The sequence below is a fragment of the Enterobacter sp. BWH64 genome, from assembly GCF_001037645.1.
GTDB classification, from domain to species: Bacteria; Pseudomonadota; Gammaproteobacteria; order Enterobacterales; family Enterobacteriaceae; genus Enterobacter; species Enterobacter hormaechei_C.
Window position 1 is genome coordinate 2781400 of the sequence record NZ_KQ089922.1, and the last position, 21992, is coordinate 2803391.

Genomic DNA, 21992 nt, shown 5'->3' on the forward strand with positions numbered 1-21992 from the left:
GTTTTTGTCATGGCTATTATGACAACAATTCGATTGTCCCGGCAATGAAGTTGTTGTTTGAATAGTTATGCATTCACCACGAGAAGGGACAGAGGATGACTTTGAAAACGCCGGTGCAGACACGATCCAAATTGCCCGATGTGGGAACCACCATTTTTACCGTTATCGGCCAGCTTTCAGCCCGGCATAACGCCATCAACCTTTCTCAGGGTGCGCCGAATTTTTCCTGCGACCCAAAACTTATCACCGGCGTGACCCGCGCCATGGAGGCAGGGCATAACCAGTACGCCTCCATGACCGGGCTGCAACCGCTCAGGGAGCGCATTGCGGACAAAATTGCCACGCTCTATGGCACGCGCTATGACCCGGCGAGTGAGGTACTGGTGACCGCCAGCGCCAGCGAAGGGCTTTACTCAGCCATCAGCGGCCTGGTTCATCCTGGGGATGAGGTGATCTATTTCGAGCCCTCCTTTGACAGCTATGCGCCGATTGTGCGTCTGCAAGGGGCGACGCCGATCGCCATTAAGCTGACGGTACCGGATTTTGCCGTGAACTGGGATGAAGTACGGGCGGCTATTACCCCGCGCACGCGGATGATCATCGTCAATACGCCGCACAACCCGAGCGGACAGGTGTTTTCAGCCGCCGATCTGGACCAGCTGGCAGCGCTGACGCGCCACACCGACATCATCATTTTGTCTGACGAAGTGTACGAGCACGTCGTTTTTGATGGCGAACCGCACCACGGAATGGCGACGCACCCGCAGTTGGCGGAGCGCAGCGTGATTATTTCTTCTTTCGGAAAAACCTATCACGTCACCGGCTGGCGCGTGGGTTATTGTGTGGCGCCCGCGGAGCTGATGGATGAGATATGTAAAGTCCATCAATTTTTAATGTTCTCGGCCGATACGCCGATGCAGTACGCGTTTGCCGAACACATGACCGATCCGCAAACCTGGCTGTCGCTGGCGGCGTTTTATCAGCGCAAGCGCGATCTGCTGCAAAGTTTGCTCGCCGACTCACCGTTCAGGCTGCTACCAAGTGCCGGTTCGTTCTTCCTGCTGGCGGATTACAGCGGCTTTAGCGACGAGCGCGACAGCGAGATGGTGAAAAGGCTGATTGTCGAGTACGGGGTTGCCACCATTCCGCTGTCGGCGTTTTATGCCGATGGCACGGACAATAAGTTAATCCGTCTCTCTTTTGCGAAAGATGAGGCGACGTTACGGGCAGGTGCCCAGGCCCTTTGTCGGGTTACACCACGTTAAGGAATTTGAGATGAAATTACGCGCGTTAGTTGTCGGCATGGGACTGTTGTGTTCATTCTCGTCGTTTGCCGCTACCGAGTTGCGATACGGGCTGGAAGCGGAATATCCGCCGTTTGAAAGCCGCAATGCGTCAGGGGAGCTGGAAGGGTTTGACGTAGAGCTGGGAAATGCCATCTGTAAAGCCGCCGCGCTGAAGTGCAGCTGGGTTGAAACCTCGTTTGATGCATTGATCCCCGGTCTGGTGGCGAAAAAGTTCGACGCCATAAACTCGGCGATGAACATCACCGAACAGCGTCGCAAAAGCATTGATTTCACCCAGCCCATCTATCGCATTCCCTCCCAGCTGGTGGGCAAAGCCGGTTCTGCGGTAGAGGCTACCCCCGAAGGGCTGAAGGGCAAAACCATCGGCGTTCTTCAGGGTTCAATTCAGGAAACTTACGCCAAAGAGCACTGGGAAAAGCACGGTGTCACCGTGGTGTCTTATAAAGATCAGAATATGGCCTGGGGAGATCTGCTGAATGGCCGCATCGATGCCTCGCTGGTCATGTCAGCGGCCGGGCAGGCAGGTTTCCTCAGTAAGCCGCAGGGTAAAGGGTTTGGCTTTATCGGCAAACCGGTGTCGGACGACACCATCCTCGGCAGTGGGATCGGCTTTGGGCTGCGTAAGGGGGATGAGGCCACCAAAAAGCAGCTTGATGCCGCAATTGATAAAGTACGTGCCGACGGCACGATCGCTAAACTGGCTGATAAGTACTTCCCGGGTATCGATGTCAGCGTAAAATAACCGCCTCGTTGGTCCCGGCTGTCGATGTCCAGCCGGGACACTTTTATACATAACTTTACCCCTTTTTCAGGCCGTTCTGGTCGACAGAAAATATTTCTCGGTTTGTTCAGATAATCACCCGCCAACAATTGGATTCTTAACCGTTTTTGTTTAGGCTGTGCGTTCTTTCTTGCCGTCATTTCGCTGCGCGCGAAACTCATTCACACGACCATAAGGACGTTTTCTCAGGCATGAATCGCAGACGTTTTCTCAAAGGTTCCCTGGCAATGGCTGCCCTGAGCGGCACTTCTGGCCTTGCTTCTCTGTTTTCCCAGGCGGCGTATGCTGCTGACTCCGACATTGCCGACGGTCAGAGCCGTCGCTTTGACTTCTCTGTTCTGCAATCCATGGCGCACGATCTGGCGAAAACCGCGTGGGGCGGTGCGCCGCGTCCACTGCCGGAAACGCTGGCCACCATGACGCCGCAGGCGTACAACGCCATCCGTTACGATGAGAAACAGTCGCTGTGGAATAACATTGAAGGCCGTCAGCTGGACGCCCAGTTCTTCCATATGGGGATGGGGTTCCGCCGCCGCGTGCGCATGTTCTCGCTGGATCAAACCACCTCTCAGGCGCGTGAGATCCACTTCCGGCCTGAGCTGTTCAGCTACGGCGATACGGGCGTGGATACCCGCCAGCTTGAAGGGCAGAGCGACCTCGGCTTCGCCGGATTCCGCGTCTTTAAAGCGCCGGAGCTGGCGCGACGCGATATCGTTTCGTTCCTGGGCGCGAGCTACTTCCGCGCGGTGGATGATACCTACCAGTACGGCCTCTCTGCGCGTGGTCTGGCGGTGGATACCTTTACTGACACCCCGGAAGAGTTCCCGGATTTCACCTCCTTCTGGTTTGAAACCGTGAAGCCGGGTGATACCACCTTTACCGTCTATGCGCTGCTGGACAGCCCGAGCATTACCGGTGCCTATAAGTTTGTGATCCACTGTGAGAAGAGCCAGGTGATCATGGACGTCGAAAACCATCTCTATGCGCGCAAAGACATCAAGCAGCTTGGCATCGCGCCAATGACCAGCATGTTTAGCTGCGGTAACAACGAACGCCGCATGTGCGACACCATTCATCCGCAGATCCACGATTCAGACCGCCTGGCGATGTGGCGCGGTAACGGGGAGTGGATCTGCCGACCGCTGAACAACCCGCAAAAGCTGCAATTTAACGCCTACCTGGATAAAAACCCGAAAGGCTTTGGTTTGTTGCAGCTTGACCGTGACTTCTCCCATTACCAGGACGTCATGGGCTGGTATAACAAGCGACCAAGCCTGTGGGTCGAGCCGCGCAACAACTGGGGGAAAGGTTCCATTGCTCTGATGGAGATCCCGACAACCGGCGAGACGCTCGATAACGTGGTCTGCTTCTGGCAGCCAGAGAAACCGGTGCAGGCGGGTGATGAGCTGGACTTCAAATACCGTCTCTACTGGAGCGCGCAGCCGCCGGTGCGTTCCCCGCTGGCAAACGTCTACGCCACCCGTACCGGTATGGGAGGCTTCCCGGAGGGCTGGGCGCCGGGTGAAAATTACCCGAAAGTGTGGGCCCGTCGCTTTGCCATTGATTTCGTCGGGGGCGATCTGAAGGCCGCCGCACCGAAGGGCATTGAGCCGGTGATCACCCTGTCCAGCGGTGAAGCGAAGCAGGTGGAGATCCTCTACGTCGAGCCGTTCGACGGGTATCGCATTCTGTTTGACTGGTATCCAACCTCTGACTCCACCGAGCCGGTGGATATGCGCCTGTTCCTGCGCTGTCAGGGCGATGCCATCAGCGAGACCTGGCTGTACCAGTACTTCCCGCCCGCGCCGGACAAACGTAACTACGTTGACGACCGGATCATGCGCTAGTCCTTATGGGTTTGTGCCGGGCGGCGATCCGGCCTGCTCTGGACGCATTTGTAGGCCGGGTAAGCGTTAGCGCCACCCGGCAATTAAGAGGCACCATGTCTTCAGAAATCATCCCCGTTAACCAGGAAATCGAGCTTCGCGCCGTCGAAGAGCGCTATACCACCGATCTGCATAACCTCGTAATCAAAAACAAAACCTGGCTGCAAACCGCCTTTGACTGGGCGCAGCATGTCGGCAGCGAAGAGGACACGCGCCGCAACGTGCAGAGCAACCAGATGTTGCACCAGCGCGGTTACGCCAAAATGTTCCTGATTTTTATGAATGACGAGCTGATAGGCGTGCTCTCCTTCAACGCGATCGAGCCTGCGAATAAGGCCGGGTATATCGGCTACTGGCTTGACGAAGCGCATCAGGGGCAGGGTATTCTTTCTCAGGCGCTCCAGGCGTTTATGCGCTATTACGTTGAGCGCGGTGAGATCCGCCGTTTTGTGATCAAGTGTCGCGTGGATAACCAGAGCAGTAACCGGGTGGCGCAGCGCAACGGTTTCACGCTGGAAGGTTGTTTGCGGGAAGCGGAAATGCTCAACGGTCGCTACGATGACGTGAACCTGTACGCCAGAATCTTCCCGCTATAGCGCCCCCAGCAGCGGCGTCCGGGTGATCCGCGTGTCGCCGTTGATCACTTTGGCTCCCCGGACGTGAATGCTTTCACCCTCCAGCGCCTCGATAACCGCATCGTCCGTTATTTCCACCTGATGCTCAATCAGGACATCGCCGCTGATACGCGCCCGCCCCTGAATGACCACTTTGTCATCAATCAGGATCGGCCCGCCGCGTAACCACGCCTCGCCGCCTATTAATACGTGGTGTTTAATGACGCAGTTGCCTTCGACGAGGGCGTTTTCCGCGACCTGTGAACTGTACCGCACGGTCGGGATGGCATCATCCTCCAGACCGGCCAGCAGACGGGCGTTGCCGTACACTTTGGCGCAGTCGCACACCCAGACGTTATTCAGCGCGTTGCCCTCAAGAATGGCGCGATCGAACACCTCGGCGCGGTGCTCAACAAAGGCCCAGGTCACCATGGCATCGCCGTAGATTTGTGCCTGATGCACAATACGCGACTGGCTGACCGTGGCTCGGTCATAGATTTGCAGGATCTGCTCACGGTCGGGTGTCAGCCCTTTGGCTGCAATCACCAGGCTGTTATGCAGCACCCGCGCGTCACCCGCGATACGGCATTCCCCGCGTACGGTGGAGTGCTGAATGGTGACGTTGTCACTTATTACCGCCCCGTGACTCACCTCTGCGGCGTCAAGCCAGCTGTTGCCGCCAATGTCTGCGTGGTGGCTTACGATGCAGGGTTGGGTGAGGCGGGCGTTACCGGATATCCTGGCCCCGGCAAACACCACGCTGTTTTCATCGTAAACCCAGCAATCCCCATCCTGGGCGAGCGCGTGTTCATCCTCAACCCAACCGCCTTTAGTCCCGCGGGTCACATCGTTAAAATCCTTCACGGCAATAATTTGTCTGAGAGGCGTTGTGCACGGCGTTGAGCCGTCCTGCCAGCGCCAGAGACGCGTTTCATTGCTAAGCCGATATTTTGTCATCGTGTTATCCCTGAAAAGCCTTTCAATAAACGTAGCAAAGTTTTGGTTTTTCGAAGTGCTGGCGTCCACTCAGGAAACCCCTTAAAATGGCATTTAAAATACATTTTAAAGTTTAAAAAAAATGCATAACCAAAACCAACGCGTTCTTAACTTGCCCGCCGGGTATTTCGGTATGGTCCTCGGGACCATAGGCATGGGGTTCGCCTGGCGTTACGCCGGCACCATCTGGCCGGTGACGCGCTGGCCGGGCGAGATCCTGGTGGCGCTGGCGGTGGCGATCTGGTTGCTTCTGAGCATGGCGTTTCTTACCCGTGCGGTACGGTTTCCACATAGCGTGCTGGCCGAGATGCGGCATCCGGTAATGAGCAGTTTTGTCAGCCTGTTTCCTGCCACAACGCTGCTGGTGGCCATCGGCTTTGTGCCGTGGTATCGCCCGCTGGCGCTGGGGTTGTTTAGCGTGGGCGTGGTGATCCAGCTTGCGTATGCCGCCTGGCAAAGCGCCGGGCTGTGGCGCGGCAAGCATCCGGAAGAAGCCACGACGCCGGGACTGTATCTGCCGACGGTAGCGAACAATTTTATCAGCGCGATGGCCTGCGGTGCGCTAGGCTTCCACGACGCGGGGCTGGTGTTCCTTGGTGCCGGGGTCTTTTCCTGGCTGAGCCTGGAGCCGGTCATTTTGCAACGCCTGCGCAGCGCGGGCGAACTGCCCGCTGCCCTTCGTACCTCGCTCGGTATCCAGCTTGCGCCTGCCCTGGTGGCCTGTAGCGCCTGGTTTAGCGTCAACGGCGGCGAAGCGGACACCTTCGCCAAAATGCTTTTCGGCTATGGCCTGTTGCAACTCCTGTTTATGCTGCGTCTGATGCCGTGGTATCTGTCGCAGCCGTTCAACGCGTCGTTCTGGAGCTTCTCGTTCGGGGTGTCGGCGCTGGCGACCACCGGTTTACATCTTGGGCAGAGCAGTCCGTCAGGGTTCTTTCATGCCCTCGCGGTTCCCCTGTTTATTTTCACCAACGTCATCATCGCGATGCTGCTGGTCCGTACTTTTATCTTGCTGATGCAGGGCAAACTTCTGGTGCGCGCTGATAAGGCACTGCTTATGCAATCTGAGGAAAAATAATGACTGTCGATGAAAACTACTTTACTGAGAAATATGGGCTGACCCGCACGCACTCAGAGGTGCTGCTCAGCGCGGACATTGTTAAGCCGGGTAAAACGCTCGATCTGGGTTGCGGAAATGGCCGCAACAGCCTCTACCTCGCTGCCAACGGCTATGACGTGACGGCGTGGGATAAAAACCCGATGAGCATCGATAACATTGAGCGCATTAAGGCGGCGGAAGGGATCGCGAATCTGGAAACGGCGATTAAGGATCTGAACAACCTGACCTTTGACGGCGAATACGACTTTATTCTTTCCACCGTCGTGTTGATGTTCCTCGAAGCGAATACCATCCCTGGTCTTATCGCCAATATGCAGCGTTGCACCAGACCAGGCGGCTATAACCTGATCGTTGCTGCCATGGATACGGAGGATTATCCGTGCACAGTCGGCTTCCCGTTTGCCTTCAAAACCGGTGAACTGAGCAACTACTACGAAGGCTGGGAGCTGATCAAGTACAACGAAGAGGTAGGGGAACTCCACCGTACCGATGCCAACGGGAACCGTATCAAGCTGCGCTTCGCTACCATGCTCGCACGCAAGCCCGCTTAACGCGCGGCCAGCAGACAGAGTTGCAGGGCCGTGCGACAGGAGGCCTCGAACGACGACAGCGGTAAAAACTCAAACTTCGAGTGGAAGTTATGGGCGCCGGTGAAGAAGTTCGGGGTGAGCAGGCCTTTGGCTGACAGGGCCGCTCCATCCGTGCCACCGCGCATGGGGATCGGTTTTAGGGTGATGCCGAGCGATTCCATCGCCTCGAACATCAGGTCGATCGCGCGGCGGTCTTCGCCAATCGCATTGCTGATATTGCTGTAGGTATCCTCAATGCGGTATTCCACGTTTGCCGTGGGATGCTGCGCGGCTATTTGCGCCGCCACATCGGCAATGTGCTGCTTGCGGGCGGCGAAACCATCTTTGTCAAAATCACGAATATTGGCTTTCAGTATCGCTTCGTTCTGCCCGGCCTGGATGCCGTTAAACCAGATATAACCTTCGCGCCCCTCGGTGCATTCCGGGGTTTGCCGGCGATCGAAATGGCTGATGAAATCCGTTGCCATCAGCAGCGGATTGACCAGCACCCCTTTGGCGGACATCGGGTGAGCCGTGACGCCGGTAAAGCGAATTTCAGCCGCCGCCGCGTTAAAGTTCTCGTAAACAATCTCCCCCAGCTCGCAGCAGTCGATGGTCCAGGCAAAATCGACGTCGAAGCGCTTCAAATCCAGCGCTTTCGCGCCACACAGGCCAATCTCTTCATCGGGTACAAACGCCACCACAATATCGCCATGCTTATGTTCAGCGGTGAGGTTTTCCAGCACCGTCATGACCACGGTGACGGCCGCTTTATTATCTGCGCCTAATACGCTGGTTCCGTCGCTGAAAATAATCTCCTCATCAGGATAAGCCAGAATTTCCGGGTGCTCATTTACGCGCAGCCAAATATCTTTCTCTTTATTCAGGCAGAGATCATCCCCCGTAAACGTTAATATTTGTGGATGAATATCCGGGGATAAACCGACGTCGACGGTGTCGATATGGGTAATAAAACCAATCCGCGGCGCGCCGGGAACATTGCCTTTTTTCACGGCGGTAACGGTGGCGAACTCATCTATCACAATATCGTCTAACCCCAGCGTTTCCAGCTCCTTCGCCAGCTCCCGCGCCATGTCGTGCTGACCCGGGGTGGAGGGCAGGGTTTTGACTTTCGGGTCGCTCTGGCTGGTGATGGCGAGATAGCGGAAAAAGCGTTGGGTTAATTGTCTGGAGAGTTCTGAGCCCATAGTGTTTCCTTCTGTATTTATTTTTCATGTGTTTGCGCCATCACTTTAATGTTATTTATGAAATGGCAAAAGAAGTAATTAGCCGTCGAATTAAAAAGACAGGAATAAATGATGAAAAGCACATTCACAATGATAACGCTGGCGCTTGCTGCGCTGACGGTCAGTTCCACTGTCGCGGCAAAAACGCTGGTGTATTGCTCCGAAGGATCGCCGGAAAATTTCAATCCTCAGCTCTATACGTCGGGGACCAGCGTGGACGCCAGCGCCGTACCGGTTTATAACCGTCTGGTCGATTTCAAACCGGGCACTACCGAACTGGTGCCGAGCCTGGCGGAAAGCTGGGAGGTCAGCGAGGATGGCAAGATCTACACCTTCCACCTGCGCAAAGGGGTGAAATTCCACAGTAATAAGCTGTTCACCCCGACGCGCGACTTCAACGCCGACGACGTGATTTTCTCGTTTATGCGCCAGAAGGATGTGAATCATCCCTACCATAACGTCTCCAACGGCAGTTATTCCAACTTCGAAAGTCTGGAGTTCGGCAGCCTGATTACCGCCATTGATAAAGTTGACGATCGCACCGTGCGCTTCACCCTGGCGCATCCGGAAGCGCCGTTTGTCGCTGATCTGGCGTGGTACTTTGCCTCCATTCTGTCGGCGGAGTATGCCGATGCCATGCTGAAAGCGGGCACGCCAGAAAAGGTCGATATGCAGCCGATTGGCACCGGGCCGTTTAAGCTGGCGCAATATCAGAAGGATTCCCGCATCCTCTTCACCGCTTTCCATGACTACTGGCAGGGAAAATCGAAGCTGGATCGTCTGGTGTTCACCATCACGCCGGACGCCTCGGTGCGTTTTGCCAAAGTCGAGAAGAATGAGTGCCAGGTGATGCCGTTCCCGAATCCGGCGGACCTGCCGCGTATGAAGGCTAACAAAGACATCAACCTGATGAGCAAGGCCGGTCTGAATACCGGTTTCCTGGCGTTTAACACGCAAAAGCCGCCGCTGGATAACGTAAAAGTGCGCCAGGCGCTGGCGATGGCGATTAACAAACCGGCCATCATTGAGGCGGTGTTCCACGGCACCGGCACGGCGGCGAAAAACCTGCTGCCGCCTGGCGTCTGGAGTGCCGACAGCGAGCTGAAAGACTATGATTACGATCCAGAAAAAGCGAAAGCGCTGCTAAAGGAGGCGGGATTTGCCAACGGCGTAAGCATCGATCTGTGGGCCATGCCCGTGCAGCGGCCGTATAACCCGAACGCGAAGCGTATGGCGGAGATGATCCAGGCGGACTGGGCGAAAGTGGGCGTGCAGACCAAAATCGTGACCTACGAATGGGGCGAATACCTGAAGCGCGTGAAGGGCGGGGAGCATCAGGCCGCACTGATGGGCTGGACAACGGCGACGGGCGATCCGGATAACTTCTTCGGCCCGCTGTTTACCTGTACGTCCGCCAACGGCGGGTCGAACTCGGCCAAATGGTGCTATAAGCCGTTTGATAACCTGATTGCCGAAGCTAAATCGATAACCGATCGCGAAAAACGCGTGGCGCTGTACAAGCAGGCGCAGCAGATGATGCACGATCAAATGCCGGCGGTAATGATTGCCCACTCGACGATTTTTGAGCCAGTCCGTAAAGAGGTCACGGGCTATGAAATCGATCCTTTCGGCAAGCACCTGTTCTGGCAAGTGGACCTGAAGGAGTAATTTTTCACTGCCCGGTTTCGGTCGGGCAGTTTTTTCGCTATTTGTGCTGTCTTCGTCATTTTTTGCCACAACACATCGCCCGGTTTTTTGTTATAACTTCAAGTGCATACTTGCAGATAACATGGAATACCATCATGCGTACTCACACTTTTTTTAAAGTTGCAGTGCTTTCTGGTCTGTTGGCCCTTTCCGGCTGTGCGTCAAAAGTCGCAGCCCCCGATCAATATTCAGGCTTTTTAAAAGATTACTCCGGCTTGCAGGAGATGAAATCTGCAACCGGGAAGCCAACCCTGCGTTGGGTTGACCCGTCCTATAATGAGGCGAATTACGACAGCATTATCTGGACGCCGATAACCTATTATCCGACGCCAAAACCGACCACTCAGCTTGGGCAAAAAACGCTTGATGAGCTGTTGAATTATACCAATACCAAACTGAAAACCGCGATTGGCCAGCGTAAGCCGATTGTGACGACGCCGGGCAAACATAGCCTGATCTTCCGCGGCGCCATCACGGGTGTGAGCTCAGACAAAGAAGGTTTGCAGTTCTATGAAGTGGTGCCTGTGGCGCTGCTGGTTGCGGGTACGCAGATGGCAACGGGCCATCGTACCATGGATACGCATCTGTTCTTCGAAGGTGAGTTAATCGATGCGGCCACGAACAAACCAGTGATTAAGGTTGTTCGTAAGGGTGAAGGGAAAGAGCTGGCGAACGAGAATACGCCAATGGGCTTCGGCACCCTGAAGCAGGTTGTGGATGACATGGCGACGGATGCCACCATGTTTGATGTTCATCAGACAGCAAATTAATAAAAAATGGCCTGCATTTTCGCAGGCCGTTTTTTTATGCCGTCCGCAGGCGGCGGAACCAGGTTTCCGGCTTCGTAAACATCACCATATTCCCCCCCAGTATCAACAGCAGGCCGACGATCCCGTTGAGATGCCACACGTAACCCTCGTACACCGTTGAAATCGACAGCGCCACCAGCGGGAACAGCAGCGTGCTGTACGCGGCTTTACCGGGACCAATGCGGCCTACCAGCGTAAAGTAGGCGCCGAAGGCAATCACCGAACCAAACAGCGCAAGATAGAGCAGCGCCCCCATATAGCTCACCGTCCATTCCGGCATAAAGCTATCGCCCCTGAAGAGCGCGATAAGGCCCATCACGACGGTGCCATACAGCATCGCCCAGGCGTTGGTGGTCATGGTTTCCAGCCCGTTTCGCTGATGACGCATGCTGATCATATTCCCCAGCGAGAAGCCGTAGGTGCCGAGGGCGGAAAGCCCGATGCCCGTAAGCAACGACGCGCTCCAGCCGCTGGCGAGCAGATCGTTCCAGAACAGGGTAATGATCCCGATAAGCCCCAGCGCTGCCGCCGTCCAGAAGCGGGCGGGTGGACGCTGGCCGAAGAAGATAAAGCTGTTGATGGCGTTATACAGCACGGCCATCGAGAAAATCACCGACTCAAGGCCGGTATTGATATGGGCGGCGGCGGTGTAAAAGCACCAGAAGTTGAAACAGAAAACGCAGCAGCCCTGAAGCATGCAGTAGAGATGATCCCGCAGCGCCAGCCTGCGCAGGCGGCGAAGGGCGACCAGGACGATCATCATCGTGGCGCTGGCCACGGCGAAGCGCCAGAAAATGGAGACCGGCGCTGCAACCGGCCCCTGTTGTAAAAAAATTGCGATCCAGGTCGTGCCCCAGATCACAACGACCAGCCCATAGAGTAATGCGTTCATGGTGTCTCTCTTCTCATACCGCGAAAAACGACAGTGTGGCGAAAGAAGGGGGGGGCGGCTTTCATCGTCTTGCGCCGGACTTGCAAATTCTTGCGCTTTTTTCTCGCACAATGGCTGGTAACAGGCTGCAACACTTCTTAGACTGACAGTCTGATTAATCACCTGTTTACGGCCATGTCTCTCGTTTACGACACCTTTGAAACGTTACGCCAACAAAATGCAGTGCTGCGGGAAACCGTCGCGCTCAATACTGGCATTCAACTGGCGGCGTGGTACAACAAGCACGACACGATCACCGTGAAAAGCAACCATCACACCCTTAGCCTGTACGTGGCGGATGGTTATGAAAGCTATCAAAAAACGCCGGGTGGCTGGAAAAATGGCGGCGGGCCGGACCGTTTTTGTCTGATGCCGGAAGAGAGCGAATCCACATGGGATATTCGTGACGACCTGTCGTTCGTGCACCTTTACTGCACCGATGAACACCTGCGGGATGTGGGGGAGAAAATCTGGGATAAACGACCGCTATCGCTGACGCTGGAGGAAAAAATCTTCGGCAGCGATCCGAAAATCACCGCCCTTTATCGCCAGTTTTTGCTCGGCTGCGACTGGCAGCAAAACGCCAATCAGCTCACCCTGAGCACCGCGTCGACCTTATTGCTGACGCATTTGGTCCAGCACTATTCCAGCGTACAGTGGAAGCTGCCGGTAGTGACCGGCGGGTTATCACCGTTTGTACTGCGCAACGTGCTGGCCTTTATCGAGGAAAACCTGGCGCAACCCTTAACGCTGGCGGAACTGGCGGGCCAGGCCGCACTCAGTGAGTATCACTTTGCGCGGATGTTCCGCCAGTCGATGGGGCTGGCGCCGCATCAGTACGTTATGCAGCGCCGCATGGAGAAGGCCAAAGCGCTGGTGCAGCACACGACCACGCCGCTCACCGACATCGCGCTGGCCTGCGGATTTAACTCCGCCAGCCATTTCAGTAACCGTTTTCGCAGCATGACCGGCATCACGCCGTCACAGCTACGCGCGGCGAAGGCGTGAGAAGACGGCGTAACAGATCCCTCCCAGCACCAGCCCCCAGAAGGCGGAGCCAATTCCCAGGAGCGTGACGCCGCTGGCGGTCATCAGGAAGGTAACGATCGCCGCGTCGCGCTCTGCTTCATGGTTCAGTGCCTGATACAAACTCCCGCTGATAGTGCCGAGCAGGGCCAGCCCGGCCAGCGTCTGGATGCCGCTCAGCGGCAGGGCGGCCATCAGCCCGGAAATCGACCCGCCGAACACCCCCGCCAGCAGATAAAACCCGCCTGCCGCCGCCGCGGCCAGCCAGCGTTTACTGGCATCCGGATGGGCGTCCGGGCTCTGGCAGATGGCGGCAGTGATGGCGGCGATGCATATAGAATAAACGCCGAAGGGGGATAACAGCAGCGCCAGCCCGCCGGTGGCAACGATCAGCGGTGAGACCGCCAGCGGATAGCCCGATGCCTGCATGGTGGCGAAGCCGGGCGCATTCTGCGACGCCATGGTCACCAGGAAGAAGGGTAAGCCGATACTGATCAGGCTGGTGATGGTGAACGCAGGGGCAATGAATTCCGGCATGATGACCGATAACGTCATCCTGTCCGTGACAACGTCACCTCCGGCCGAGGCCACGAACACGCCCACCAGCAGCGTGGCGACAATGGCGTACCGGGGCGCGACGGCTTTGGCCACCAGCCAGGCGGCCAGCATACTGCCGCAAAGAAAAATATGTCCCTCAAGATTGCTGAATGCCTTCAGGCCAAACTGTAACAGCACGCCCGCCAGCATAGCGGCGGCAAGCGAGTGCGGGATCAGTTTCATCAACCGGGCAAACAGGCCGGTGACGCCGCACAGCAGAATCAGCGCATTCGCGAATATAAATACCCCGACGGTTTCCGCCAGCGTCACGCCTTGCAGGCTGGTGGCGAGCAGCGCCGCGCCGGGAGTCGACCAGGCGGTCAGCACGGGGGCTTTATACCACCACGACAATGCCAGCGTGCTGATCCCCATCCCGAGCCCTAGCGCGGTCATCCATCCGGCAATTTGCTGTGTACTGGCGCCAGCCGCCGCAGCCGCCTGCCAGATAATGGCGGCAGAGCTGGCATAGCCCACCAGAACGGCAACAAAACCGGCCAGCACGGCAGGAAAGAGAGAGGCAGTCGATCGCATGGATACTCCGTTGTGCGTTATAACGTCCGGGATAAGGTATCACTGTGCGCTATAGCGTACAAGTGGTATGCTTTGCCGCAACGGGAGGAACTATGGATATCACTCAACACCTGGCAACCACACTGAAAGCGCTGCGTCAGGCGCGGGGCTGGAGCCTGTCGAAACTGGCGGAAGAGACGGGCGTGTCGAAAGCGATGCTTGGGCAAATCGAACGCAATGAGTCCAGCCCGACGGTCTCTACTTTGTGGAAAATCGCCACCGGGCTGAACGTACCTTTTTCGGCGTTTATCACTCCAGAAAGCGAACCGCAGGCGGTGTTCGATCCGCAGCAGCAGGCGATGGTGGTGAAACCGCTTTTCCCCTGGGATGAACAGCTTAAGTTCGACCATTTCTCCATCACCCTGTCGCCCGGCGCGCTGAGTGAGTCCACGCCGCACGAAGCCGGGGTGATCGAGCACGTGGTGGTGATAAGCGGTGAGCTGGACATGCAGATTGACGGTGTCTGGCGCACGCTATACGCTGATTCCGGCGTGCGTTTTGCCGGCGATAAACCGCACGCGTACCGCAACAGCAGCGCCCGGACGGTGCATTTTCACTCTCTGATCCATTATCCCCGCTAAAGCGTCGCAAAACGGTTTCACTGGCACAGACTTCTGACTACAATAGCCGCCATTTTGACCATAACGGATAACGACGAAGTATGCGCCTGCACTCCCATCATCTTGAACTGCTAAGCCCGGCCCGCGACGCCGCCATTGCCCGTGAAGCCATTCTTCACGGAGCAGATGCCGTCTACATTGGCGGCCCTGGCTTCGGTGCCCGTCATAACGCCAGCAACAGCCTGCGCGACATTGCCGAGCTGGTCCCGTTCGCCCACCGTTTCGGGGCGAAGGTGTTCGTGACCCTGAACACCATTCTTCATGATGATGAGCTTGAGCCCGCGCAGCGTCTTATTACCGATCTCTACCAGACCGGCGTTGACGCCCTGATCGTTCAGGATATGGGCGTTCTGGAACTGGATATCCCGCCGATTGAGCTGCACGCCAGCACCCAGTGCGATATCCGCACCGTTGAGAAGGCGAAGTTTCTTTCGGACGTCGGGTTTACGCAGATTGTTCTGGCGCGCGAGCTGAACCTGAACCAAATCCGCGATATCCACCAGGCGACCGACGCGACCATTGAATTCTTTATCCACGGTGCGCTGTGTGTGGCGTATTCCGGGCAGTGTAATATCTCTCACGCCCAGACGGGGCGCAGCGCTAACCGGGGCGACTGCTCTCAGGCCTGCCGTCTGCCTTATACCCTGAAAGACGATCAGGGCCGCGTGGTGGCATTCGAAAAACACCTGCTGTCGATGAAAGATAACGATCAGACGGCCAACCTCGGCGCGCTGATCGATGCCGGTGTACGCTCCTTCAAAATTGAAGGGCGCTACAAGGACATGAGCTACGTGAAAAATATCACCGCCCATTATCGTCAGATGCTGGATGCCATCATCGACGATCGCGGTGACCTGGCGCGCGCGTCCGCCGGTCGTACAGAGCATTTCTTTATTCCGTCGACGGACAAGACCTTCCACCGCGGCAGCACGGACTATTTCGTGAATGCCCGTAAAGGGGATATTGGCGCGTTCGATTCACCGAAGTTTATCGGTTTACCGGTGGGTGAAGTGCTGAAAGTGGCGAAAGATCATCTTGACGTTCAGGTTACAGAGCCGCTGGCGAACGGCGATGGTCTCAACGTGATGATCAAACGTGAAGTAGTGGGTTTCCGCGCCAATACGGTGGAGAAAACCGGCGAAAATCGCTATCGCGTCTGGCCGAACGAAATGCCTGCCGATCTCTACAAAGCCCGTCCTAATGCAGCGCTTAACCGTAACCTGGATCACAACTGGCAGCAGGCCTTGCTCAAGACCTCCAGCGAGCGCCGCATTGCGGTGGATATCGCGCTGGGGGGCTGGGAAGAGCAGCTGATCCTGACCATGACCTGCGAAGACGGTATCAGCGTGACGCATACGCTCGACGGCCTGTTCGAGGTGGCGAACAATGCGGAGAAAGCGCTTAGCAACCTCAAGGATGGCGTGGCGAAGCTGGGGCAGACCATTTATTACGCGCGCAATATTGAGGTGAATCTGCCGGACGCGCTGTTCGTGCCGAACAGCCTGCTGAACCAGTTCCGCCGTGAAATGGCAGAGATGCTGGATGAAGCACGGCTGGCAAACTATCCGCGCGGCAGCCGTAAGGCCGAAACGGTGCCTGCGCCGGTCTACCCGGACACGCATCTCTCGTTCCTCGCGAACGTTTACAACCACAAAGCGCGTGCGTTTTACCATCGTCACGGCGTGCAGCTGATTGACGCCGCGTATGAAGCGCATGAAGAGAAGGGCGATGTGCCGGTGATGATCACCAAACACTGCCTGCGGTTTGCCTTTAACCTTTGTCCGAAACAGGCGAAAGGCAATATTAAAAGCTGGAAAGCGACGCCGATGCAGCTGGTGAATGGCGATGAAGTGCTGACGCTGAAGTTTGACTGCCGTCCGTGTGAAATGCACGTTATCGGCAAGATGAAGAATCACATCTTCAAAATGCCGCCGCCGGGAAGCATTGTGGCCTCCGTCAGCCCTGACGATTTGATGAAGACCCTGCCGAAGCGTAAAGGCAGCTAACCCGCAGAGTGGGTATCCGGTTTGCGCGATTTCTGCCAGGCATGGTGCTCGCGCAACCCCTCCGCAGACTCCTCAGCCGCGCTGCGTAACTCGTCGCTGTCAGCTTCATGACGAAGCTGATGGTCGGCGTTTTTCACATACACAAATTCATGCCCTTTGTGCTCCGCCATAATCTGCCCTGAGAACAGGGCGCTATCACCAGCAGTAGCGAAAATTCTTTTCTGAACATCCTTTATCCCCTGAAAATACGCTACGGTCATCGTAGGGATAATTTCATAGAGTAATTATTCGACTGTTTAAATTTGAGAAAATAGACTGTCAAAAATTGTGGTCGCAATAAAACTCACTTAAGACTATTCTTAAAAGCAATATCGCCGTTGTAAACTCCCATTTCTGGTATGCAAAGAGAAGCTAGATTTATTGGGAAATCATTTACAATAAGATTTTTCTGGCTAAGGATTGGATCGAATAAATGAAAAAAATAATCGTGCTATCACTTCTGGGCGTAGTGGTTGCGGTGGGTGCTGCGGCCAGCATCTATTCAAATGAAGAACCAGAATATATTCAGTCAGCAAAAAGCCGTGTCGGATCGTATTTAACCAGCGATTACGGACGTGTCGAATGTAATAGCACCCAGGTAAGTGAAGATCGCTGGGAGCTGGGCTGTACCAATAAGGCGAGGGGCAAAACCTTCCAGTTCGCCGTTTACCCATCCGAGCAGGCGCCGTATGGGGTCTCTCGTGCGTTTTATCTCGAAGCGATTAATGATGATGCCCGCCAGAGTGCAGAGCAGGGGCTGATGCGTTATCTGCAAATTAATACCAAAGCGGGTTAATCGATTCGTTTATGCTTCGTTGAGCCTCACAGTGGTAGATTGCAGATGATCCACATCCCGGTATGGAATACCGGAGCGTAGATACCAAAATACAAATCTATCCATGCAAGCATTTACCGCCAGATTATGGCGGTTTTTTTTTGCCCGTTTATCGTACCGGCTGTGAAAATTGTTTGCGATATTGCGCGGGCGAAAGCGCAAATTGCTGCCGGAAATGGTGGCGCAGCGTGCCGCTTTGTCCAAAACCGGTTTGTTCCGCAATATTGTCGATGCTGAGCCGACTGTTTTCGAGGTAATCTTTTGCCCGCTGCAATCGTGCAGTTAATAACCAGCGCGCGGGCGTTGTTCCGGTCGCGTCCTGGAAACGGCGCAGAAAGGTGCGCTGACTCATACCCACCCGCAGGGCCAGCGATTCGACGGTATGGGAAACGGCCAGATGCTGGTGAAGATAATCAAACAGCTGGCCCAGGCGCTGGCTCTCCCGCAACTGAGCCACCGGTCGGCTAAGCTGCTGGGTTTGCGAGCCGTCCCGATGGGGCGGGATCACCAGCCGACACGCCACGCAGTTTGCCGCTTCAATACCGTAATTCCGGCGCACCACGTGCAGGCACAGATCAATCCCCGCGGCGCTGCCTGCGGAAGTGAGAATATCGCCTTCGTCCTGGTACAGCACATCCTCAACCACGGTGATAGCGGGATAGCGTGCTTTCAGAGCTTGCGTGTAGCGCCAGTGGGTGGTTGCCTTCCGCCCGTCAAGCAGGCCTGAGGCTGCCAGAACGAAAACGCCAGAGCAGATTGAGAGTAGCTGACAACCCCGGGCATGCGCCGCACGGAGCGCCTGACAGAGCGCGTCGGGTACGGGTTCGTCCAGCCCTCGCCAGCCGGGTACGACAACCAGATCCGCCGTTTCCAGCAGACCCAGATCGCCATCGGCCAGAATACGGATCCCGCCCGTTGCCCGGAGCTCGCCGTCATCCACGCTCGCCACGGCGAACTGATACCAGTCCTCGCCCATCTCCGGGCGCGGCAAGCCAAAGATCTCTACCGCCACGCCAAACTCAAAGGTACATAAACCGTCATATGCCAGCACGACCGCGCGCGGCGAGGGATGTCTTAAGTTTGTCATCTTTTTGCTGTTTTCTGGCATAGGCGGACGCATTCATGGGCTGAAGTAAGGGATAGAGTAGTGTTAACACAAACACCACAAATGAGGAAGATTCATGAGCTATGTTACTGAATTTCCGGCTGCTGAGCCGCAGGAAGCCGTGGGGCATTTTCTGCGTCGTCTGAGCGTCGAGACGGACTGCGCCGATGTCCATCACGCGGTATCCAGCGGTGAGCAGGACTTTGTTCTGCTGCACGTTGTCGGAAAACCTGAACATTTTGCCCGGCGGCATCTGCCCGGCGCGCTGCATTTACCCTGGAGCCAGATCACCGCCGAGCGGATGAAAGCGTGGCCAGAGGGCACGCTGTTTGTCGTCTATTGTGCAGGCCCGCACTGCAACGGGGCGGACAGGGCGGCGCTGAAGCTGGCGCGTCTGGGTCTGCCGGTCAAGATTATGCTCGGGGGCATCACCGGCTGGGAAGATGAGCGGTTCGCGTTTGCAGGATCTTCATCACCCGCCCTGTGAACATGAATTTATTTCAACACAGATGAAATTTTCTCGTTTGTCGGCGGCGAGCCGGTATGACATCTTTTTAGGGCGTTTAGACATCCAGAAGTCTAAAGATTCAAGAGATGAATTATCACTGTGGGCAATTAACGCCGACAGACAGAGGAGATTTCCATGCAGCGACACCACGCCCCGTACCGCGCCGATGTAGTCGGCAGTTTTTTACGCCCGGATTCTGTTAAACAGGCCCGTCTGCAATTTGCCAGCGGTGAGATCGATGCCGGTCAGCTTCGCGCGGTTGAGGACGAGGCCATTCGCCATGTTGTCGAGCAGCAGTGCGCCTGCGGTCTGCATGTGGTAACGGATGGTGAATTCCGCCGCGCCTGGTGGCACTTTGACTTCTTTGACGGGCTACAGGGCGTAGAGCGTTATGATTCGCAGCAGGGCATTCAGTTCAACGGGGTGCAGACCAAAGCCCATGGCGTGCGCGTAACGGGCAAACTGGGCTTCGGCGATCATCCTATGCTGGAAGATTTCCGCTACCTCAAAAGCATCAGCGGTAACGCACAGCCGAAGATGACCATTCCGAGCCCGAGCGTGCTGCACTTCCGCGGTGGCCGCAAGGATATTGATGCCACGGTCTACCCGGATCTGAAAGATTACTTTGACGATCTGGCGACCACCTGGCGCGATGCCATTTGGGCCTTTTACGATGCAGGCTGCCGCTATCTGCAACTGGATGATACCGTCTGGGCCTACCTTTGTTCAGAAGACCAGCGCCGGCAGATCCGCGAGCGCGGTGATGATGCAGACGAACTTGCCCGAACCTATGCCCGGGTGCTGAATAAGGCGCTGGAGGGCAAACCGGACGATCTGACCATCGGGCTACACGTCTGCCGCGGCAACTTCCGCTCAACCTGGATTTCCGAAGGCGGCTATGAGCCGGTGGCGGAGGTGCTGTTCGGTACGGTGAACGTCGACGCGTTCTTCCTGGAGTACGACAACGACCGTAGCGGCGACTTTGCGCCACTGCGTTTTGTGCGCCCGGGTAAACAGCAGGTGGTTCTGGGGCTAATCACCACCAAGCACGGTGAACTGGAGAACCCGGAAGGGGTGAAAGCGCGTCTGGAAGAGGCCGCGCGCTACGTGGCGAAAGAGCAGATTTGCCTCAGCCCACAGTGCGGATTTGCCTCCACGGAAGAGGGTAACAGCCTGAGCGAAGCCCAGCAGTGGGATAAAGTTCGCCTGGTGACGCAAATCGCCAGCGACGTCTGGTAACATCGTTCACAGCGCTGCATTATTACAGTGCAGCGCTGTACCATTCTGAGTCGTTTCCCGTAGATCCTCTCTTCGAACCCGTTTAAATCCTGCCTCTGCAACCTGGCACCCTTTTTGCTCTCCTGAAACTGACGTTACTTTTTCTGCGTCCGGGCGGTAACGGACGTCTTCGCACAGCTTTCTTTTTCAGGAGTGAAAATATGCACCGTCGTACCTTTATAAAAGCGTTCGCCTTGTCCGCCTCCGTGGTCGCCATGGGGGTCAGTTTTGGCGTCCAGGCCGCAGAGACCATTAAAGTCGGGATCATGCACTCACTCTCCGGCACGATGGCCATTTCAGAAACGCCCCTGAAAGATGTCGCCCTGATGACCATCGACGAAATCAACGCCAAAGGCGGCGTGCTCGGGAAAAAGCTGGAGCCGGTGGTGGTTGACCCGGCCTCCAACTGGCCGCTGTTTGCCGAAAAGGCCCGCCAGCTTCTGAGCCAGGATAAGGTCGCCGTGGTGTTTGGCTGCTGGACCTCCGTATCGCGTAAATCAGTTCTGCCGGTTTTTGAAGAGCTGAACGGTTTGCTGTTCTATCCGGTGCAGTATGAAGGTGAAGAGATGTCACCTAACGTCTTCTATACCGGCGCGGCGCCTAACCAGCAGGCGATCCCGGCGGTGGAGTACCTGATGAGCGAGGACGGCGGCAGCGCGAAACGCTTCTTCCTGCTGGGAACGGACTACGTTTACCCGCGCACCACGAACAAGATCCTGCGCGCCTTCCTGCACTCGAAAGGCGTGGAAGATAAAGATATTGAAGAGGTCTACACCCCGTTTGGTCATAGCGATTACCAGACCATCGTCGCCAGTATCAAGAAATTCTCCGCGGGCGGTAAAACGGCGGTGGTCTCAACCATCAACGGTGATTCCAACGTGCCTTTCTATAAAGAGCTGGCGAACCAGGGGCTGAAAGCCACGGACGTGCCGGTGGTGGCGTTCTCGGTGGGCGAGGAAGAACTGCGCGGCATTGATACCAAACCGCTGGTGGGTAACCTGGCGGCGTGGAACTACTTTGAATCCGTCGATAACCCGACCAACCAGACTTTTGTCGCGGCCTACAAAGCCTACGCGAAAGCCCATAAGCTGCCGAATGCCGATACCGTCGTCACCAACGATCCGATGGAAGCGACCTATGTCGGCCTGCATATGTGGGCGCAGGCGGTTGAAAAAGCGGGGACAACCGACGTGGACAAAGTGCGCGCGGCAATGGCGGGCCAGTCGTTCAACGCGCCGTCCGGCTTTACGCTGACCATGGATGCCACCAACCACCACCTGCATAAGCCCGTCATGATTGGTGAAATCGAAGGCAACGGCCAGTTCAACGTCGTCTGGCAAACCGAACAGCCGGTACGCGCTCAGCCGTGGAGCCCGTTTATCGCCGGGAATGACAAAAAACCTGACCAGCCGATGAAAACCGCCAGCAACTAAGCCACCAC

20 protein-coding genes and 1 pseudogene are annotated in these 21992 nt (G+C 56.3%); 15 read left to right on the forward strand and 6 right to left on the reverse strand.

What is annotated here, in order from left to right; all coding sequences use genetic code 11:
- The first annotated feature begins 95 nt into the window (after positions 1–95).
- The 4 genes from SK50_RS13300 (at position 96) to rimL (ending at position 4570) form a co-directional block, all read left to right on the forward strand.
- The gene (locus SK50_RS13300; RefSeq protein WP_045345229.1) at positions 96–1265 is read left to right on the forward strand and encodes a pyridoxal phosphate-dependent aminotransferase; all 1170 of its coding nucleotides are present in this window, start codon (positions 96–98) and stop codon (positions 1263–1265) included.
- A 10-nt stretch (positions 1266–1275) separates the two neighbouring features.
- Entirely contained in the window at positions 1276–2049 is a 774-nt protein-coding gene (locus SK50_RS13305) for an ABC transporter substrate-binding protein (protein ID WP_003857237.1), read from the forward strand.
- A gap of 230 nt (positions 2050–2279) precedes the next feature.
- Positions 2280–3935: a glucan biosynthesis protein D gene (locus tag SK50_RS13310; RefSeq protein ID WP_045334842.1), complete on the forward strand. Its 1656-nt coding sequence runs from the start codon at positions 2280–2282 to the stop codon at positions 3933–3935.
- A 95-nt stretch (positions 3936–4030) separates the two neighbouring features.
- Positions 4031–4570, forward strand: coding sequence for a 50S ribosomal protein L7/L12-serine acetyltransferase (gene rimL / locus SK50_RS13315; RefSeq protein ID WP_017384000.1), 540 nt, complete (start codon positions 4031–4033; stop codon positions 4568–4570).
- On the opposite strand, the gene ydcK is transcribed toward rimL, so the two are convergent.
- Positions 4565–5545 (reverse strand): YdcK family protein, encoded by a 981-nt coding sequence (ydcK, locus tag SK50_RS13320; RefSeq protein ID WP_023303715.1) that lies wholly within the window; start codon positions 5543–5545, stop codon positions 4565–4567. The genes rimL and ydcK overlap by 6 nt on opposite strands.
- 121 nt (positions 5546–5666) lie before the next feature.
- On the opposite strand from ydcK, the gene tehA reads away from it, so the two are divergent.
- A complete protein-coding gene (gene tehA / locus SK50_RS13325) occupies positions 5667–6662 on the forward strand; it encodes a dicarboxylate transporter/tellurite-resistance protein TehA (protein WP_023303716.1) in 996 nt (331 codons plus the stop codon).
- Positions 6662–7255, forward strand: coding sequence for a tellurite resistance methyltransferase TehB (gene tehB / locus SK50_RS13330; RefSeq protein ID WP_015570555.1), 594 nt, complete (start codon positions 6662–6664; stop codon positions 7253–7255). The genes tehA and tehB overlap by 1 nt, the downstream gene beginning before the upstream one ends.
- On the opposite strand, the gene pepT is transcribed toward tehB, so the two are convergent.
- Entirely contained in the window at positions 7252–8481 is a 1230-nt protein-coding gene (gene pepT, locus SK50_RS13335) for a peptidase T (protein ID WP_048229544.1), read from the reverse strand. The genes tehB and pepT overlap by 4 nt on opposite strands.
- A 111-nt stretch (positions 8482–8592) precedes the next feature.
- Between pepT and SK50_RS13340 the strand changes: the two genes are divergently transcribed.
- Complete coding sequence (locus SK50_RS13340; RefSeq protein ID WP_045345228.1) at positions 8593–10188, forward strand: ABC transporter substrate-binding protein; 1596 nt, start codon at positions 8593–8595, stop codon at positions 10186–10188.
- 134 nt (positions 10189–10322) lie between these two features.
- Positions 10323–10997: a DUF3313 domain-containing protein gene (locus SK50_RS13345; RefSeq protein ID WP_003857221.1), complete on the forward strand. Its 675-nt coding sequence runs from the start codon at positions 10323–10325 to the stop codon at positions 10995–10997.
- Between the two features lie 34 nt (positions 10998–11031).
- On the opposite strand, the gene SK50_RS13350 is transcribed toward SK50_RS13345, so the two are convergent.
- Complete coding sequence (locus SK50_RS13350) at positions 11032–11928, reverse strand: DMT family transporter (protein ID WP_023303719.1); 897 nt, start codon at positions 11926–11928, stop codon at positions 11032–11034.
- A gap of 174 nt (positions 11929–12102) precedes the next feature.
- On the opposite strand from SK50_RS13350, the gene SK50_RS13355 reads away from it, so the two are divergent.
- Entirely contained in the window at positions 12103–12975 is an 873-nt protein-coding gene (locus SK50_RS13355; protein WP_006810606.1) for a helix-turn-helix domain-containing protein, read from the forward strand.
- Here SK50_RS13355 and SK50_RS13360 read toward each other — a convergent pair.
- On the reverse strand, positions 12955–14121 hold the full coding sequence (locus SK50_RS13360; protein WP_045345227.1) for a benzoate/H(+) symporter BenE family transporter: 1167 nt from the start codon (positions 14119–14121) through the stop codon (positions 12955–12957). The two genes, SK50_RS13355 and SK50_RS13360, sit on opposite strands and share 21 nt — an antisense overlap.
- Before the next feature lie 92 nt (positions 14122–14213).
- Between SK50_RS13360 and SK50_RS13365 the strand changes: the two genes are divergently transcribed.
- Complete coding sequence (locus tag SK50_RS13365) at positions 14214–14741, forward strand: helix-turn-helix domain-containing protein (protein ID WP_015570550.1); 528 nt, start codon at positions 14214–14216, stop codon at positions 14739–14741.
- Between the two features lie 80 nt (positions 14742–14821).
- Entirely contained in the window at positions 14822–16786 is a 1965-nt protein-coding gene (locus SK50_RS13370) for a peptidase U32 family protein (RefSeq protein ID WP_045345226.1), read from the forward strand.
- Here the strand turns inward: SK50_RS13370 and SK50_RS23295 are convergent.
- Positions 16783–17015: pseudogene (locus tag SK50_RS23295) on the reverse strand (DUF2554 family protein). The gene SK50_RS13370 and the pseudogene SK50_RS23295 overlap by 4 nt on opposite strands.
- Positions 17016–17258: 243 nt before the next feature.
- Here SK50_RS23295 and SK50_RS13375 point away from each other — a divergent pair.
- Positions 17259–17621, forward strand: coding sequence for a hypothetical protein (locus SK50_RS13375; protein ID WP_015570547.1), 363 nt, complete (start codon positions 17259–17261; stop codon positions 17619–17621).
- Between the two features lie 148 nt (positions 17622–17769).
- Here the strand turns inward: SK50_RS13375 and ftrA are convergent, their stop codons facing one another.
- Positions 17770–18768 carry a transcriptional regulator FtrA gene (ftrA, locus tag SK50_RS13380; protein ID WP_045345224.1) on the reverse strand — a complete coding sequence of 333 codons (999 nt, stop codon included), beginning with the start codon at positions 18766–18768 and terminating at the stop codon, positions 17770–17772.
- Between the two features lie 73 nt (positions 18769–18841).
- Between ftrA and SK50_RS13385 the strand changes: the two genes are divergently transcribed.
- The 3 genes from SK50_RS13385 (at position 18842) to urtA (ending at position 21984) form a co-directional block, all read left to right on the forward strand.
- The gene (locus tag SK50_RS13385; RefSeq protein ID WP_017383989.1) at positions 18842–19252 is read left to right on the forward strand and encodes a rhodanese-like domain-containing protein; all 411 of its coding nucleotides are present in this window, start codon (positions 18842–18844) and stop codon (positions 19250–19252) included.
- A gap of 156 nt (positions 19253–19408) precedes the next feature.
- Positions 19409–20512, forward strand: a complete 1104-nt coding sequence (locus SK50_RS13390) for a cobalamin-independent methionine synthase II family protein (RefSeq protein ID WP_048229545.1) — start codon at positions 19409–19411, stop codon at positions 20510–20512.
- A gap of 200 nt (positions 20513–20712) precedes the next feature.
- Positions 20713–21984: an urea ABC transporter substrate-binding protein gene (gene urtA, locus SK50_RS13395; RefSeq protein ID WP_015570544.1), complete on the forward strand. Its 1272-nt coding sequence runs from the start codon at positions 20713–20715 to the stop codon at positions 21982–21984.
- Positions 21985–21992: the final 8 nt, after the last annotated feature.